The organism is Klebsiella aerogenes, assembly GCA_029027985.1.
In the GTDB taxonomy this organism is placed as follows: domain Bacteria; phylum Pseudomonadota; class Gammaproteobacteria; order Enterobacterales; family Enterobacteriaceae; genus Klebsiella; species Klebsiella aerogenes_A.
The window spans coordinates 2,844,389-2,860,213 of record CP119076.1; the positions used below are offsets into that span (position 1 = coordinate 2,844,389).

At 59.1% G+C, this 15,825-nt stretch carries 15 protein-coding genes; 10 read left to right on the top strand and 5 right to left on the bottom strand.

Features of this window, described 5'->3' with window-relative positions; genetic code table 11:
- Positions 1-7: 7 nt before the first annotated feature.
- The 4 genes from astB to PYR66_13655 are packed head-to-tail and all read right to left on the bottom strand — an operon-like array spanning position 8 to position 5,056.
- Positions 8-1,333, bottom strand: a complete 1,326-nt coding sequence (astB, locus tag PYR66_13640) for an N-succinylarginine dihydrolase (GenBank protein WEF26377.1) — start codon at positions 1,331-1,333, stop codon at positions 8-10.
- On the bottom strand, positions 1,333-2,808 hold the full coding sequence (astD, locus tag PYR66_13645; GenBank protein ID WEF26378.1) for a succinylglutamate-semialdehyde dehydrogenase: 1,476 nt from the start codon (positions 2,806-2,808) through the stop codon (positions 1,333-1,335). The genes astB and astD overlap by 1 nt, the downstream gene beginning before the upstream one ends.
- A complete protein-coding gene (gene astA / locus PYR66_13650; GenBank protein ID WEF26379.1) occupies positions 2,805-3,839 on the bottom strand; it encodes an arginine N-succinyltransferase in 1,035 nt (344 codons plus the stop codon). The genes astD and astA overlap by 4 nt, the downstream gene beginning before the upstream one ends.
- Positions 3,836-5,056, bottom strand: coding sequence for an aspartate aminotransferase family protein (locus tag PYR66_13655; protein ID WEF26380.1), 1,221 nt, complete (start codon positions 5,054-5,056; stop codon positions 3,836-3,838). Before PYR66_13655 ends, astA begins: the two co-directional genes overlap by 4 nt.
- 446 nt (positions 5,057-5,502) lie before the next feature.
- Here PYR66_13655 and xthA point away from each other — a divergent pair, with 446 nt between their 5' ends.
- From xthA to PYR66_13695, 8 genes are all read left to right on the top strand, one after another.
- On the top strand, positions 5,503-6,309 hold the full coding sequence (gene xthA / locus PYR66_13660) for an exodeoxyribonuclease III (GenBank protein ID WEF26381.1): 807 nt from the start codon (positions 5,503-5,505) through the stop codon (positions 6,307-6,309).
- Between the two features lie 130 nt (positions 6,310-6,439).
- Entirely contained in the window at positions 6,440-7,171 is a 732-nt protein-coding gene (locus tag PYR66_13665; GenBank protein ID WEF26382.1) for a TVP38/TMEM64 family protein, read from the top strand.
- On the top strand, positions 7,155-7,865 hold the full coding sequence (locus PYR66_13670; protein WEF26383.1) for a TVP38/TMEM64 family protein: 711 nt from the start codon (positions 7,155-7,157) through the stop codon (positions 7,863-7,865). The genes PYR66_13665 and PYR66_13670 overlap by 17 nt, the downstream gene beginning before the upstream one ends.
- Positions 7,862-8,425, top strand: coding sequence for a carboxymuconolactone decarboxylase family protein (locus PYR66_13675; protein ID WEF26384.1), 564 nt, complete (start codon positions 7,862-7,864; stop codon positions 8,423-8,425). Before PYR66_13670 ends, PYR66_13675 begins: the two co-directional genes overlap by 4 nt.
- Before the next feature lie 9 nt (positions 8,426-8,434).
- A complete protein-coding gene (locus PYR66_13680) occupies positions 8,435-9,613 on the top strand; it encodes an ABC transporter substrate-binding protein (GenBank protein ID WEF26385.1) in 1,179 nt (392 codons plus the stop codon).
- Complete coding sequence (locus PYR66_13685) at positions 9,586-11,118, top strand: ABC transporter permease subunit (protein WEF26386.1); 1,533 nt, start codon at positions 9,586-9,588, stop codon at positions 11,116-11,118. Before PYR66_13680 ends, PYR66_13685 begins: the two co-directional genes overlap by 28 nt.
- A complete protein-coding gene (locus tag PYR66_13690) occupies positions 11,118-11,750 on the top strand; it encodes an ATP-binding cassette domain-containing protein (protein ID WEF26387.1) in 633 nt (210 codons plus the stop codon). The genes PYR66_13685 and PYR66_13690 overlap by 1 nt, the downstream gene beginning before the upstream one ends.
- A gap of 87 nt (positions 11,751-11,837) precedes the next feature.
- Complete coding sequence (locus tag PYR66_13695; protein WEF26388.1) at positions 11,838-13,145, top strand: sulfurtransferase; 1,308 nt, start codon at positions 11,838-11,840, stop codon at positions 13,143-13,145.
- Positions 13,146-13,150: 5 nt separating this feature from the next.
- Here the strand turns inward: PYR66_13695 and PYR66_13700 are convergent, their stop codons facing one another.
- Complete coding sequence (locus PYR66_13700; GenBank protein ID WEF26389.1) at positions 13,151-13,783, bottom strand: CDP-alcohol phosphatidyltransferase family protein; 633 nt, start codon at positions 13,781-13,783, stop codon at positions 13,151-13,153.
- 100 nt (positions 13,784-13,883) lie between these two features.
- On the opposite strand from PYR66_13700, the gene PYR66_13705 reads away from it, so the two are divergent.
- Both PYR66_13705 and gdhA read left to right on the top strand, forming a co-directional pair.
- Positions 13,884-14,282 carry a pyrimidine (deoxy)nucleoside triphosphate diphosphatase gene (locus PYR66_13705; GenBank protein ID WEF26390.1) on the top strand — a complete coding sequence of 133 codons (399 nt, stop codon included), beginning with the start codon at positions 13,884-13,886 and terminating at the stop codon, positions 14,280-14,282.
- A gap of 191 nt (positions 14,283-14,473) precedes the next feature.
- On the top strand, positions 14,474-15,817 hold the full coding sequence (gene gdhA / locus PYR66_13710) for an NADP-specific glutamate dehydrogenase (GenBank protein ID WEF26391.1): 1,344 nt from the start codon (positions 14,474-14,476) through the stop codon (positions 15,815-15,817).
- Positions 15,818-15,825 lie beyond the last annotated feature (8 nt).

A 15,825-nucleotide genomic window follows, 5' to 3' on the forward strand; every position in this document is an offset into this window, starting at 1 on the left:
GCCTCCTCTATTGCTGAAACGGATAGACTGAGCCCAGGCGCAGGATCTGCGTCAGCGCATCCAACGCCTCACGCCCTTCACGCAGCAGCAGAGGATCTGCCAGATCCGCCTGCGTTAAGCGATCGCGATAGTAGCGATCCACCCAGTCATTAAGCACGGTAAACAGCCCGTCACTCATCATGACCGCTGGATTCACCGCCTGATATTCTTCATCGCTCAGAACAACCCGCAGGCGCAAACAAGCCGGACCGCCGCCGTTAGCCATACTTTCACGCAGGTCAAACACCTGCAGAGTTGCGATAGGGTTGTCCTGCTCTACCAGCTCATTGAGATATTGCCAAACCCCGGCATGTTCCCGGGCCTCCTGCGGCAAGATCAGCTGCATCGTACCGTCGGCGTTGCTCAACAGTTGACTGTTAAACAGATAGGTAGCAACGGCATCGTCCAGCGAGATGCGGCTCGTCGGTACCACCAGTGGCGTAAATCCGGGAACCCGTTGCGCCAGCTGTTGCAATAACCGCGGTTGATCGACAAAAGCCTGCTGGTGACAAAACAGCACCTGCTGATTAGTCACTGCAATAACGTCGTTATGGAACACGCCGCTATCGATCGCCGCCGGATTCTGCTGGGCGAAGATAAGCTGCCGTGGATTGACCTGATTAAGCCGCGCAACCGCCTGACTGGCCTCCAGCGTCTGCCGTGCCGGATAACGCTGCGGTCGACTGTCGTTTTCCTGCTGACGACCATAGACAAAGAGCTGCAGGCCTGGCGCGCCATAGTCGCCGCCAAGACGATTATGATTAGCCGCCCCTTCGTCGCCAAACCGCGGCGACTGCGGTAACGCCTGATGTATGACAAAACGCTGCGGATCGGCAAAAATCGCCCGCAGCAGCGCATCCGTCGTCGGCGCTTCACTGGCGCGATGCAACTTATCGTTGAGGTTAGCGACGGTCAGATGCACCCGGCCATCCAGCGAATCGGCCGAAGGCGAGACTGTCGCGGCATTCGCTACCCACATCGACGACGCCGAGCTGGCGGCGGACAACAGATCCGGCGCCTGCTGCATAGCTACTGCCACCACCCGCTCATCGCTGCCGCAAAAGCCGAGCTGGCGCAGTAACGATATGTTCGGCCGTTCCTGCGGCGGGATCAGCGCCTGCGGATAACCCGCATCCGCCAGCGCTTTCATCTTCCGCAGCCCCTGCTTTGCCGCCAACTGCGGGTTCGAGACCCGCAGGCGGTGTTTCGTCGACGCCTCATTGCCGAACGACAGTCCGGCATAGTGATGGGTTAACCCCACCAGACCATCAAAGTTGACCTCACGGGCGGCCATCAGCTTGGGTCCGGCTGAAAATCGAGACCGGGGCTGAGCGTCTCCGGCAGCACCAGGTCGGCAGACTCCAGACTCGCCATCGGCCAGGCGCAATAATCAGCGGCGTACCAGGCGCCGGGACGATGATTACCCGATGCGCCGGTTCCGCCAAAAGGCGCGGTACTCGCGGCGCCGGTCAGCGGTTTGTTCCAGTTCACTATCCCGGCACGCGCCTCCAGCAACAGACGATCGAACTTCTCGCGTTCGGCGGAGATCAACCCGCAAGAAAGGCCAAAACGCGTGGCGTTGGCCATGGCGATGGCGTCATCGAAATCGTCATAGCGCCACACGCACAGCAGCGGGCCAAACACCTCTTCATCGGCCACCTGTTGCACGTCGCTCATCTCGATAATCCCCGGCGTCAGCAATGAGGTGCCATCGCGCAATAAGCGCGGTTCAAGCAGCGTTTGTCCGCCGCTCGCAACGTGGCTAAGCCAGGCTTGATGCACCTTCTGCGCCGCCTGTGGCGATACCAGCCCGCCGAGGAACGGCTGCGGTTCCGCATCCCACGCAGCGGGAATAAGTTTTTGTGACACCGTCACTAATCGTTGTAAAAATGCGTCGCCCACTTCACCGCGTTTGACCAACAAACGACGCGCGCAGGTACAGCGCTGCCCGGCGGTAATAAACGCCGACTGGATAGTCAGATGCACCGCGGCGTCGATATCCTGCGGCTCATCAACAATCAGCGGGTTATTACCCCCCATTTCGAGGGCGAGGATTTTTTCCGGCTGCCCGGCCAATTGACGATGCAGTTGGAAACCGGTCGCGGAACTTCCGGTAAACAGCAACCCATCGAGATCTGTTTGCGCGCTCAGCGCCTCGCCGGTTTCACGACCGCCCTGCAATAAGTTCAATACTCCGGCAGGTAAACCCGCCTCGGCCCACAGCTTCACCATCGCCTCTCCGCTATGCGGCGTAAGCTCGCTGGGCTTAAAGACAAGGGTGTTCCCCGCCAGCAGCGCCGGAACAATATGACCGTTCGGCAAATGCCCGGGAAAATTATAGGGTCCGAACACCGCCAGCACCCCATGCGGCCGATGGCGCAACGTCGCCGCGCCGTCGGCTATCGCCGTCTGAGTCTCTCCGGTGCGATGGTGGTAAGCGCGCACCGAGATCGCCACTTTGTTAATCATGGCGCTGATTTCCGTTGCCGCTTCCCAGCGCGGTTTACCGGTCTCGGCGGCAATAATCGCCGTCAGCTGGCTTTTGTTTGCCTCCAGCAACGCAGCGAACTTTTCGACGATCGCCTGGCGTACGGCGAAAGGTTCACGCGCCCAGCCAGGGAAAGCCTGGCGCGCGGCGCCAACCGCCTGCGCTACCTGTCCGGCATCGGCGTCATTCCCCTGCCACAGTAGCGTCTGGCTCACCGGGTTATGCTTGCTGCGCTGCGGACCGCACCCGGATTGCCAGTCACCGTTAATCCATAAACTCATGATGTTTTCTCCTCCGGGATCAGACGAACCATGCGTACCCGATCGCCAGGATGGCATTTGAGCATATCCAGCTCACGCGCGCTCAGCAGTAAGGTGTCGCTGTCCGGGTCGGCATGTACCAGGATGGCGCGAAACTGCTGATATTGTTCATTGGCGACCAGACACAGCGGCCACTCTCCCGGCGCAGGCTGGCCTTCGACAACCGCCAACAGGCGGCTTTTACGTATCGCCCGCACCCGGTCAATATCGCACTCCAGAGTCGGGCCGCCATCGAAGATGTCGACGTAGTTAAGAAAGCGGAATCCTTCTTTTTCCAGCACCGCTCGCGCAGGCGCCGTTTGCGGATGTACCTGACCTATCACCGCCTGCGCTTCAGCAGATAAAAAGTCGATATACAGCGGATGTTTCGGCATCAATGCGGCAATAAACGCTTTTTTGCCGGTGCCGGAGAGATAATCAGCGCGGGGAAACTCCATAGCGAAGAAACGCTTACCGAGACTCTCCCAGAATGGTGAAGAGCCGTGCTCATCAATGACGCCGCGCATCTCGGCGACCACTTTGTCATTGAAGCGGTCGCGGAAACCGGCCATGAACAGCAGGCGTGATTTCGACAGCAAATAACCGTTGCCCTCTTTGCGCCATGCCGGGTCGAGAAACAGAGTGCAAAGTTCGCTGCAACCGGTGTGATCGTTACTGAGGAACAGTGTCGGCAGCGCATGGTAAACATTGAGCTCTTTTGAAGCATGTACCTGAGTGCCGACGCGGTAGTTGTACCAGGGGTCGTTAAGACCGACGGCGACCTCAATAGCGCAAATCCCCACAACGGCACCGCTGACGCTGTCTTCCAGTACAAATACATAGCCCTGCTCGCTTTTCGGCAGTTCGCCGCGCAAGGTCTGCTGCGAGCGTTCAATGCGCGCCGCCAGGGTCGCCTCATCCGCTGGCAGCGACGTCAGGCCACCGCCAGTTTCCCCCGCCAGGGCCATAAGCCCCGGCAAATCACTTTTTTCAACCGGACGGATCACCATCATGATGACACTCCCGCGAGGAAGTGTCGGCAGGCCAGTTCAAAGCGATCCAGGCCGGTGTTGACCTCTTCCTCGCTCACGATCAGCGCCGGAGCGAAACGAACAACGTTGGCGCCGGCAATCAGCACCATCAGCCCGTCTTCCGCCGCCTGGGTGCTGATAGCTTTTGCTTTTCCGGCATATTCGTCGTTCAGCACACAGCCAATCAACAGCCCCAGTCCGCGAATTTCCTTGAACAGGCCATATTTGGCGTTAATCGCGCGCAAGCGTTCGCTAAACCACTGGTGACGCTGCTTAACGCCGTTCAATACCGTCGGCGTGTTAACGATGGACAAGACTTCCCCGGCGACGGCGCTGGCCAGCGGGTTGCCGCCATAGGTCGTGCCATGAGTGCCGACGGTCATCACGCTGGCGCATTTTTCCGTCGCCAGCAGCGCACCTATCGGGAAGCCGCCGCCTAACGCTTTCGCCGTCGACAGGACATCCGGGGTGACACCATAGTGCATATAGGCATACAGTTCGCCGGTGCGCCCCACGCCGGTCTGCACTTCATCAAAAATCAGTAGCGCATTGTGCTGGTCGCACAGCTCGCGCAGGCCACGCAGAAACTCGACCGTTGCCGGCACCACGCCACCCTCGCCCTGCATCGGCTCGACGATCACCGCGCAGGTATCGTCGTTAATCAGCGCGCGCGCCGAGTCGAGGTCGTTGTAGGTGGCGTGCTGGATCTGCGGCGGCAACGGCGCAAAATCCTGCGAATACGACGGCTGGCCGCCAGCGGAAACGGTGAACAGCGTGCGTCCGTGGAACGCGTTTTTGAAGGCGACAATGCCGCTTTTCTGGCTACCGTAATGATCGTGGGCGTATTTACGCGCCAGTTTCAGCGCCGCCTCATTGGCCTCGGCGCCGGAATTACAAAAGAAAACCCGGTCCGCAAAAGTGGCGTCAATCAGCTGTTTAGCAAGGCGCAGCGCGGGTTCGTTGGTATAACCGTTGCCGGTATGCCAGAATTTCCCCGCCTGCTCGGTCAGCGCTTTAACCAACTGCGGATTAGCGTGTCCAAGGGCGTTCACCGCAATGCCGCCAGCAAAATCGATATACTCTTTCCCCTGTTGATCCCACAAACGTGAACCTTCGCCGCGTACCGGAATAAAAGCCGCCGGCGCATAAACCGGCATCATCCATTGATCAAAATTGCTACGCGTAATTGACTGAGACATATCGACCTCTTCCGGTAAATTAAAAGTAAGCGCAATGTTAAAAATTATGAGTTATTACGCTGTAAATGTAGATTGCACGCTTCGTGCCAGCCAGAGGCAAAACTGCATAAATTGAGCCCAATCACGCAATATCAATCAGTTACAAATACTAATTATTCAATTTAAACGCATAAATAGTGAATAAATATCTGATAAACGGCGCTGGATAGTGGAAAACAAAGAGAAGTTATGCAGGGATAAGATATAATTCTGTAATTGTGATCCTCTACGAAATTTATCGTAGATATCTGCGCTTTTTTGGCGCGACATGCGCCATAACGGTGCACATTTTGTGCGATTAACTCGCCAACCGCAGCAATCGATAGAATTAACCACCTCCCGGCAGCCAGTTCGCTTAATTTCTGCTACCATCCCTGCACTATTCACCTTGCACAGTGGCAGCGACTATGAAATTCATCTCTTTTAATATCAACGGCCTGCGTGCCCGACCTCATCAACTGGCCGCCATCGTCGATAAACATCAACCTGATGTTATCGGTCTTCAGGAAACCAAAGTTCACGACGATATGTTTCCCCTCGAAGAGGTGGCAAAGCTGGGCTATAACGTCTTTTATCACGGGCAGAAAGGCCATTATGGCGTCGCGCTGCTGACCAAAGAGACGCCTGTTGCCGTACGCCGCGGCTTCCCGGGCGACGGCGAAGACGCTCAGCGCCGCATCATCATGGCAGAGATCCCTTCGCCGTTTGGCAATGTCACGGTCATTAACGGCTACTTCCCGCAGGGCGAAAGCCGTAGCCACGAGACCAAATTCCCGGCGAAAGCGGCGTTTTATCAGAACCTGCAGAACTACCTCGAAACCGAGCTGAACAAAGAGAATCCGGTGCTGATCATGGGCGATATGAATATCAGCCCTACCGATCTTGATATCGGCATTGGCGAAGAGAGCCGCAAGCGCTGGCTGCGCACCGGCAAGTGCTCATTCCTGCCGGAAGAGCGTGAATGGATGGACCGCCTGCTGGGTTGGGGCCTGGTCGATACCTGGCGCCAGGCTAACCCGGATAACCAGGACCACTTCTCGTGGTTCGATTACCGTTCTAAAGGCTTCGACGATAATCGCGGTCTGCGCATCGACCTGCTGCTGGCAAGTTCGCCGCTGGCCCAGCGCTGCGTTGAAACCGGCATCGATTACGACATCCGCGGCATGGAAAAACCTTCTGACCACGCGCCGGTATGGGCAACCTTTAAATCCTGACCCTTCCTGTGAGGCTCCCGCGTGGAGCCTCAACTTATCCTGAGCAAAATCAATAAAGTGAACGGTATACGTTGTCGCTAACGGCAATTTACTATACTGTCGCGCGCACTCGGCTTTCCCTGCCGGGCAGATGGAGACAGGAGACCCCCCATGCAAAAGAAGCCGCTACCCGACACGCTATAAACTGCCGCTTGCCCTTCTCCTGTTTGGCCTGTTGGCGCTGATTGCCCGGCGCACCGAACTCGCCAGGCTGGTGACCCATTTCCACGACCTGCAGGCGTTGATCCTGCACAGCGGCAACGCAGGCTATGCGCTCTATATTCTGCTATTTGTCATCGCCACCCTGTGCCTGATGCCAGGCAGCGTACTGGTTATCGCCGGCGGCATGATCTTCGGCCCATGGCTGGGTACACTACTTTCGCTCATCGCCGCAACAATCGCCTCGTCGCTGTCGTTTCTACTGGCCCGCGCGCTTGGTCGCGAAGCGCTGCAACGCTACTTCGGCCACAGCGCCGTCTTTCAGGCAATCGAACGGGGTATCGTCCGCAGCGGCGGCGATTTTCTGATCCTGACCCGGCTGGTGCCGCTGTTTCCCTATAATATTCAGAACTACGCCTATGGTCTGACCGCGATCCCATTCTGGTCGTTTACCGTCATCTCCGCCATCACCACCCTGCCGGGTTTGTTTATTTATACTGTGATGGCCAGCGAACTGGCCCGCGACGGCATCACTCTGGCATTCGTCTTTAAGATAGGTATCGCCGGTGTGGCGCTGTTTGCCCTCGTTCAAGCCGCCAAACGTTACGCCCGGCATAAACACGTCACCACCGGAGCGCCTGGGGTCAATGATGAAAAGGGATAACCGACGACTGTGGCTCTACCGCGCGGCAATGGCGGCGCTGGCGCTAGCCGTGTTGTGCGGCTGGTGGGTACTGCCGGGTATGCACGCCTTTCTGCAGCATAGCCTGAATGCGTTTGCCACACTCGATCAGCAGGCGCTTGAGCGTTTTATTGCTTCTTATGGCCCGCAGGCGGCGCTGGTCTCCTTCGCGCTGATGATCCTGCAGGCGGTTGTCGCGCCACTGCCGGCGTTTCTCATTACCCTCGCCAATGCTTCGCTATTCGGCGCGCTGTGGGGCGGCGTACTGTCGTGGGTCAGCGCGATGGCTGGCGCGGCGCTGTGCTTTTTTATCGCCCGCGTGTTGGGCCGCGAAGTGGTAGAAAAACTAACCGGTAAAGCGGTATTACAGAGTATGGACGGGTTCTTCACGCGTTACGGCAAGCACACTATTCTGGTCTGTCGCCTGCTGCCGTTCGTCCCCTTCGACCCGGTGAGCTATGCCGCCGGACTGACCTCAATCCGTTTTCGCCATTTTATGCTCGCCACCGGCATCGGCCAGCTACCGGCTACTATCGTCTATTCGTGGGCTGGCAGCCTGTTGACTGGCGGACTTTTCTGGCTGGTCACCGGTTTATCTATTTTGTTCGCGCTGGCGATCGTTATTGCGGTGGCTAAAACGCACTATGCTGCTCATCACAACAGGAAATCGCCATGAGTTTACCGCCGTTAAAATCGATTCCCGTTATCCTGCGCCCGCAGGCGTGGCTGCACCGCCGCCACTATGGCGCGGTTCTCAGCCCCATCCGCTGGTGGGGACGCATCCCGTTGGTGTTTTATCTGGTCTCGATGTTCGTCGGCTATCTGGATCGCAAGCGTTCGCCGCTCGACCCGCGGCTACGCGCGTTGGTTAGCGCCCGTATTGCGCAGCTTTGCCACTGCGAATTTTGCATTGATATCACCAGCATGAAGCTGGCGGAACGCGCCGACGGCAACGATAAATTATGGGCGTTGAACGACTGGCGCAAGAGCGCATTATTCAGCGAGAGCGAACGATTGGCGCTGGAATACGCGGAAGCGACAAGCATGACGCCACCCACCGTCGACGATGCGCTGCGCGCGCGGTTAGCGCAGCAGTTTACTGCCCAGGCGTTAACTGAGCTGACCGCCCTGATCGGCTTGCAAAATTTATCCGCGCGCTTTAATGCCGCGCTGGCGATCCCCGCGCAAGGTTTGTGCCAACCTCCGGCGCCGCCCGCTTCCGATACTCACCCTTAAGGAGTCACTATGCGCAGTCTGCGTTATGGTTTGATTTGGCTTGCCGCGCTGCTGCTGGCCCCGGCTATCGTCCGCGCTGATGATAGCTGGCAGCGTGTCAGCCAGCAGGCGCGCGGCCAGACGGTATGGTTCAACGCCTGGGGCGGCGACCCGGCGGTCAACCGCTATCTCGATTGGGTCAGCGCCGAGGTGAAACGCGATTACGCCATCGATCTACGTATCGTACATATCGCCGATGCCGCCGACGCGGTTAAACGTATCCAGACCGAGGCGCGCGCCGGACGCACCAGCGGCGGATCCATCGACTTACTGTGGATCAATGGCGAGAATTTTCGCACGCTGAAACAGGCAAACTTACTGCGTAGCGGTTGGGCGGAAAGCCTGCCGAACTGGCGCTACGTCGATATGCAAAAGCCGGTGCGTGAAGATTTTTCAATCGCCACCGACGGCACGGAATCCCCCTGGGGCGGCGCGCAGCTAAACTTTATCGCCCGCCGTTCGCAGCTTGCCAAACCGCCGGGCAGCCCACAGGCGCTGCTGGCTTTCGCCGCAGCGCATCCCGGAAGCGTGACCTATCCGCGGCCGCCCGATTTCACCGGCACCGCTTTCCTTGAGCAATTACTGCTTGCGCTGACCGATCGGCCGAACGCCCTGCGCCAGCCGCCGCAAGACGCAAACTTCGCCACGGTGACCGCGCCGCTGTGGCGCTATCTTGATCAACTACATCCACTGCTCTGGCGCCAGGGCCGTGACTTTCCGATTTCACCGGCGCGCATGGACGCGATGCTGGCACAGGGTACGCTACAGCTCTCGCTGAGCTTTAATCCATTACATGCACAACAAAAGGCCGCCAGCGGCGAACTGCCGAAAGACAGCTATAGCTTCGGTTTCAACCAGGGAATGATCGGCAACGTGCATTTCGTCGCCATCCCCGCCAACGCCCGCGCGGCGGCAGGCGCGCAGGTCGTCGCTAACTTTCTGCTGTCGCCGCTGGCTCAGCTACGCAAAGCCGATCCGCAAGTCTGGGGCGATCCGAGCGTGCTGGATCCAATGAAACTAAACGAGACGCAGCGCGCCGCATTTTACGTCGCGCTACCGAAAGAGACGCCGCCGATGCTGGCGGAACCACACGCCGCCTGGGTCGATGCGCTGGAGCAGGAATGGCTGCGCCGTTACGGTACGCACTAATCCTGCTGACGTGGGGGGCGATAGCGCTTATCTATCTGCCTCTGCTTCCCGCAGCCGCGCTGATGGCCGCCCCGGCGGTCAATGCCGAAGCCTGGCGCGCGTTGTTTAGCGACCCGCAACTGGCACAGGCGCTAACGGCAACGCTGGCGTCCACGCTGCTGGCGGTGGGCGGCGCGTTGCTCATCACGCTGACGGTGATTGCCGCGCTGTGGCCCTCTGATGGCTGGCAACGGCTGGCCGGGCGATTGCCGCTGCTGCTGGCGGTTCCCCATGTCGCCTTCGCCACCGGGGCACTACTGCTGTTCGCCGAAGGCGGCTGGCTGTATCGCCTGTTCCCTGCGCTCAGCCCGCTGGCCGATCGTTATGGCATCGGCCTGGGCTTGACGATGGCGGTCAAAGAGAGCTCCTTTTTGCTGTGGGTCGCCTACGGGTTATTGGGTGAAAAACAGCTTGCCGCTCAGGCCGTGGTACTAAAAACGCTCGGCTACAACCGCTGGCAATGTCTGAACTGGGTTATTCTGCCTGGCCTGTTGCCGTCGATGAGCGTGGTTCTGCTGGCGACCGTCGCCTGGAGTCTGTCGGCGGTCGATGTCGCGCTGGTGATTGGCCCAGGCAACCCGCCGACGCTGGCGGTGCTGGCCTGGCAATGGCTCAATCAGGGCGGCGCGCAGCAGCACGCTAAAGGGGCGTTGGTCAGCCTACTGCTGCTGGCGTTGACGCTACTCTTCGCCGCCGCGGCGTGGGCTGCCTGGCGCGGGTGGCGACGAGGCATTCCCGACCTTCGCGGCCTGCGTCGCGCGCCCTCTGTCGGATTGACCGGACATACGCTGGCGCTGGCCGTTCCCGCCTGTGGGCTGGTTTGCGCTTTGCTGCTGGGCGGGTTGTCGCAGATGACGCTGCCCTCGGCCGATACCATCTACAATAGCCTGTGGCTGGCAGCGGGCTCGGCGATACTTGGAGCCGTGCTATGCCTGCTGTGGCTGGAGTGCGGACCGGCAAAATATAACGGCTTATGGTTGCCGTTAATTATCCCGGCGCTGCCGCTCGCCGATGGGCAATACCAACTGGCGCTGTACGGCTGGCTGGACGGTCAACTGACAACGGTACTGTGGGGGCATCTGCTGTGGGTGGTGCCATGGATGCTGTTTATCCTGCGCCCGGCGTGGCGTCATCGCGACCCGCGCCAGGAACTCATTGCCCGCACGCTCGGCTGGCGGCGCGGCCGTCGTTTTTGGTTGCTCACGCTGCCCTCTCTGGCACGTCCGATCCTGACCGCGCTGGCGGTCGGTTTTTCGGTCAGCATTGCGCAATATCTGCCGACGATGTGGTTGGGAGGCGGGAGAACGCCAACACTGACCAGCGAAGCGGTCGCTCTGAGTAGCGGCGGTGATAATATGCAGCTTGCCGCGCAGGCGCTGTGGCAATTATTGCTGCCGACGCTCTGTTTTATGATGACTGCGCTTACGGCCTGGTTTATTGGCCGTCACCGCCGGGGATTACGCTAATGCTGACCGTGAACAACCTGACATTAACGCTTCACCGCCAGCCGCTGCTGCGGGCGGTGAATTTTACCGTCGCACCTGGCGAGGTGCTAACCTTGATGGGCCCCTCCGGCAGCGGCAAATCCACGCTTTTCACCTGGATGATTGGCGCGTTGGCGGACACGTTTCACGCTGAGGGCGAACTGTGGCTCAACCAGCGTCGCTGCGATGGGCTTGCCACCGAAGCCCGACAAATTGGCATTCTGTTCCAGGATGCGCTGCTGTTTGACCACTTCAGCGTAGGGCAGAATTTACAGCTGGCGCTACCCGCTGAAGTCCGCGGCGCGGCGCGTCAGGCCGAAGTCGAACAGGCGCTGACGCGAGCGGGGATGGCGGGTTTTGCCTCACGCGATCCGGCCACCCTTTCCGGCGGCCAGCGCGCACGCGTCAGCCTGCTGCGCGCTCTACTGGCGCGACCGCGGGCGTTGCTGCTGGATGAACCCTTTAACCGTCTCGATGCAGCGCTGCGCGCCGATTTTCGCCAATGGGTATTCGCCGAAATCGCGCGGCTGGCGGTTCCGGCCGTGCTGGTGACCCACGATAGCCAGGATCTCCCCGCGCACGGGCGCTGTATGAATCTTACCGCCTGGCAGTGAAGTTTCACCTAACCTGCGCTATCGCAAAGAAATTCACCCATCAGGAGCACAGAATGAGCCCTCCTTTTCCTACCGTCGGGCATTTCGATGAAACGTGTTTCTCAATTGACCGCACTCGCCCTGTTGCTGGGGCTTGCTGCTTCCACCGCCTTCGCCGCTGATACCATGCCAACGCTGAATTTATCAACGCTGCAACAACAGCACGGCGTGGCGATAGACACCCGCCTTAGCGCCTTTTATAACGGCTGGCCACAAAGCGCCACCGGCCCTCAGGGCCATGAACCGCAGGCGTTAAACCTCGCCGCCAGTTGGCTTAGCGCGATGAACGGCGAGCAGTTGCGCGCCTGGGCCAAACAGCATCAGCTACAGGCCGACACGCCGATGGCGTTGTACGGCAGCGCTGACGATAATGCGCAGGTCGCCGCGCGCCTGAAAGAGGCCGGATTCGCTAAGATCAACACGCTCAGCGACGCATTCAGCCAGCGCGAACGCCTGCAAAAGCTGCCGCACTTTGAGCAACTGGTTTATCCGCAGTGGATCCATGATTTGCAACAGGGTAAAACCGTTACCGCCGCCCCGCAGGGCGACTGGAAACTGTTCGAAGCGGCCTGGGGCGCGCCAAAATTTTATCTGCTGAACCATATTCCCGGCGCCGGCTACATCGATACCAATGAAGTCGAAAGCGAACCGCTGTGGAACAAAGTGTCTGATGAACAACTGAAAACGATGCTGGCGAAACACGGTATTCGTCATGACACCACCGTGATCCTGTACGGCCGCGACGTCTATGCCGCCGCGCGCGTCGCGCAGATCATGCTGTACGCAGGGGTGAAAGACGTACGCCTGCTCGACGGCGGCTGGAAAAGCTGGTCCGACGCCAACCTGCCGGTCGAACGCGGCATGCCGGCAAAAGAAAAAGCGGAGGCTGATTTTGGCGCGCCAATCCCCGGCCAACCGCAGCTGATGCTCAACACCGAGCAGGCGCGCGCGCTGCTGCACCGTCAGGATGCCTCGCTGGTCAGCATTCGCTCGCGGCCTGAATTTATCGGCACCACCAGCGGCTACAGCTACATTAAGCCGAAGGGCGATATCGCCGGCGCACGCTGGGGTCATGCGGGCAGCGATGCCACGCATATGGAAGATTTCCATAACCCGGACGGCACCATGCGCAGCGCCGATGACATTGCGGCCATGTGGAAGCAGTGGAACATTTTGCCGACGCAGCAGGTATCGTTTTACTGCGGCACCGGCTGGCGCGCGGCGGAGACCTTTATGTACGCCCGCGCGATGGGCTGGAATAACGTCTCCGTCTACGACGGCGGCTGGTACGAATGGAGCAGCAACCCGCAGAACCCGGTAGCCCGCGGAGACCGCGGTCCGGACAGCAGTAAATAACCGCCCTACCGAGGGAGGCTCTGGCGCTGCGCCTCCCTCAGCGTCGCGTACCCGCTCCAGATGCGGGTAAAGGTGGTCAGCCAGCAAAGCGCGCCGAAGATCCATGCCAGCCAGGCGAAATAAGCCGGGAACAGGCAGCACAGCGCAAATAGCAGGATGGTTTCCGTCCCTTCCGTCAGGCCGCCGAGATAGTAAAACGATTTATGCGCATAGCCCGGATTGGCGATCTGGTGTTTTGCGGCGAGCGTGGCAAACGCAAGGAAACTACTGCCGGTGCCGATAAACGCAAACAGCAACCAACCGCCGGCCAGCGCATTGTGCGCTGGATCGGCAAGAATAAAGCCGAACGGCACCAGCGCGTAGAACAGAAAATCGAGCGAGATATCCAGAAAACCACCGGCGTCACTGAGCCCGCGTCGCCGCGCCAACGCACCATCCAGACCATCCAACAACCGGTTTATCAGAATGACCGCCAACGCCGCGCCGTACCACCCCAGCGCCAGAAACGGCAACGCCAGCACACCAATGGCGAAGCCGAATAGCGTCACCCCATCGGCGGAAATCCCCGGACGATCGAGCACGCGGGCAATGGCGTTGAGTAAGGGCTTCAATCGGGGGTGCAGGCGGCTATCAAGCACGGTGGAACTCCAGTTGGCTAAGAGGTTGTCGGTATACGGTAAAGACGGTGATAATACGCCATTATGTACCAGCCCGATATTTGAATGATTCAGGATAGATATGCAAAAAATCATTGATGTGGTCGCCGCAGTTATTGAGCGGGACGGCAAAATTTTGCTGGCACAGCGCCCGCTCCACGCCGATCAACCCGGCATGTGGGAACTGGCTGGCGGCAAAGTCGAGCCTGGCGAAAGCCAGCCTACGGCTCTGACGCGCGAGCTGGAAGAGGAGCTGGCTATCATCGCCCAACCGACGCGCTATATCGCCAGCCACCAGCGGGAGGTCTCCGGCCGGTTAATTCATCTGCATGCCTGGTGGGTCAACGAGTTTAGCGGCGAGCCTATCGCCCGTTATCATCGCGAGCTACGCTGGTGTACGCCGGTGGAAGCATTAGATTTTGATCTGGCTCCGGCTGATATCCCGTTGCTGAATGCCTTTATCGCTCAACAGGCTAGCTAGTTCTCCCTCACACTGCCGCTGGCGCGTCATCGGTTTTAGTGATGACCGCCGTCGGATTATAAATTTTTCTCCCAGCTCAATTTTTCCTTGCCTGCCTAACGATTGCCGGTGTTATAGTCGGAAAAACGGCTTTTTCAAGGCCGTGTATAAAAAATAACAAGCAACCACAACCGTAAGGGGAAATTACATCTATGGATCAGGCGTGTACTCTGGAAAGTTTTCTCGCCCGCGTTCAACAGCGCGACCCGCATCAAACTGAATTCGCTCAAGCCGTCCGCGAGGTAATGACCACGCTGTGGCCTTTCCTTGAGCAGAATCCGCGCTATCGTCAGCTCAATTTGCTGGAACGCCTGGTCGAACCGGAGCGTGTCATCCAGTTCCGCGTCGTCTGGGTTGACGACCGCAATCAGGTTCAGGTTAACCGCGCCTGGCGCGTACAGTTCAACTCCGCGATTGGTCCGTACAAAGGCGGCATGCGTTTCCATCCGTCGGTCAATCTGTCGATTCTCAAGTTCCTCGGTTTTGAACAAACCTTTAAAAATGCCCTCACCACCCTGCCTATGGGCGGCGGTAAAGGCGGTAGCGATTTCGACCCGAAAGGTAAGAGCGATGGCGAAGTGATGCGCTTCTGCCAGGCCTTGATGACCGAGTTGTATCGTCACCTTGGTCCGGATACCGACGTACCGGCAGGTGATATCGGCGTCGGCGGTCGCGAGGTCGGCTTTATGGCGGGCATGATGCGTAAACTCTCCAATAACAGCGCCTGCGTCTTCACCGGTAAGGGTCTGTCCTTCGGCGGCAGCCTGATCCGCCCGGAAGCCACCGGTTATGGTCTGGTGTACTTCACCGAAGCGATGCTCAAGCGCCATGGTCTGGGCTTTGAAGGGATGCGCGTCGCGGTGTCCGGTTCCGGCAACGTCGCGCAGTTCGCCATTGAGAAAGCGATGGAGTTCGGCGCGCGCGTCGTTACCGCCTCCGACTCCAATGGCACCGTCGTGGACGAGGCGGGCTTCACCAAAGAGAAACTGGCCCGTCTTATCGATATTAAAGAACGTAGCCACGGCCGTGTCGCTGACTACGCCCGCGAATTCGGCCTTACCTACCTGGAAGGTCAGCAACCGTGGTCAGTCCCGGTGGATATCGCCCTGCCGTGCGCGACGCAGAACGAGCTGGACGTCGAGTCCGCGCAAATCCTTATCGCCAATGGCGTGAAGGCTGTTGCCGAAGGCGCTAATATGCCGACCACCATCGCCGCCACCGATTTGTTCCTCGAAGCAGGCGTCTTGTTTGCGCCGGGCAAAGCGGCAAACGCTGGAGGCGTCGCCACATCGGGTCTCGAAATGGCGCAGAACGCCGCGCGTATGGGCTGGAAAGCAGAGAAAGTCGATGCGCGCCTGCATCATATCATGCTGGATATTCACCATGCCTGCGTCGAGTTCGGCGGTGAAGAGAAACAGACTAACTACGTGCGCGGCGCCAATATCGCCGGCTTCGTTAAAGTCGCTGATGCCATGCTGGCGCAGGGCGTCATTTAAGCCGCGAT

What these genes read in the sequence shown, in the direction of transcription:
- astB (WEF26377.1), bottom strand. Translation starts at nt 1,333, where the DNA reads ATGGCCGCCCGTGAGGTCAACTTTGATGGTCTGGTGGGGTTAACCCAT.
- astD (WEF26378.1), bottom strand. Translation starts at nt 2,808, where the DNA reads ATGAGTTTATGGATTAACGGTGACTGGCAATCCGGGTGCGGTCCGCAG.
- astA (WEF26379.1), bottom strand. Translation starts at nt 3,839, where the DNA reads ATGATGGTGATCCGTCCGGTTGAAAAAAGTGATTTGCCGGGGCTTATG.
- PYR66_13655 (WEF26380.1), bottom strand. Translation starts at nt 5,056, where the DNA reads ATGTCTCAGTCAATTACGCGTAGCAATTTTGATCAATGGATGATGCCG.
- xthA (WEF26381.1), top strand. Translation starts at nt 5,503, where the DNA reads ATGAAATTCATCTCTTTTAATATCAACGGCCTGCGTGCCCGACCTCAT.
- PYR66_13665 (WEF26382.1), top strand. Translation starts at nt 6,440, where the DNA reads ATGGAGACAGGAGACCCCCCATGCAAAAGAAGCCGCTACCCGACACGC.
- PYR66_13670 (WEF26383.1), top strand. Translation starts at nt 7,155, where the DNA reads ATGATGAAAAGGGATAACCGACGACTGTGGCTCTACCGCGCGGCAATG.
- PYR66_13675 (WEF26384.1), top strand. Translation starts at nt 7,862, where the DNA reads ATGAGTTTACCGCCGTTAAAATCGATTCCCGTTATCCTGCGCCCGCAG.
- PYR66_13680 (WEF26385.1), top strand. Translation starts at nt 8,435, where the DNA reads ATGCGCAGTCTGCGTTATGGTTTGATTTGGCTTGCCGCGCTGCTGCTG.
- PYR66_13685 (WEF26386.1), top strand. Translation starts at nt 9,586, where the DNA reads ATGGCTGCGCCGTTACGGTACGCACTAATCCTGCTGACGTGGGGGGCG.
- PYR66_13690 (WEF26387.1), top strand. Translation starts at nt 11,118, where the DNA reads ATGCTGACCGTGAACAACCTGACATTAACGCTTCACCGCCAGCCGCTG.
- PYR66_13695 (WEF26388.1), top strand. Translation starts at nt 11,838, where the DNA reads ATGAAACGTGTTTCTCAATTGACCGCACTCGCCCTGTTGCTGGGGCTT.
- PYR66_13705 (WEF26390.1), top strand. Translation starts at nt 13,884, where the DNA reads ATGCAAAAAATCATTGATGTGGTCGCCGCAGTTATTGAGCGGGACGGC.
- gdhA (WEF26391.1), top strand. Translation starts at nt 14,474, where the DNA reads ATGGATCAGGCGTGTACTCTGGAAAGTTTTCTCGCCCGCGTTCAACAG.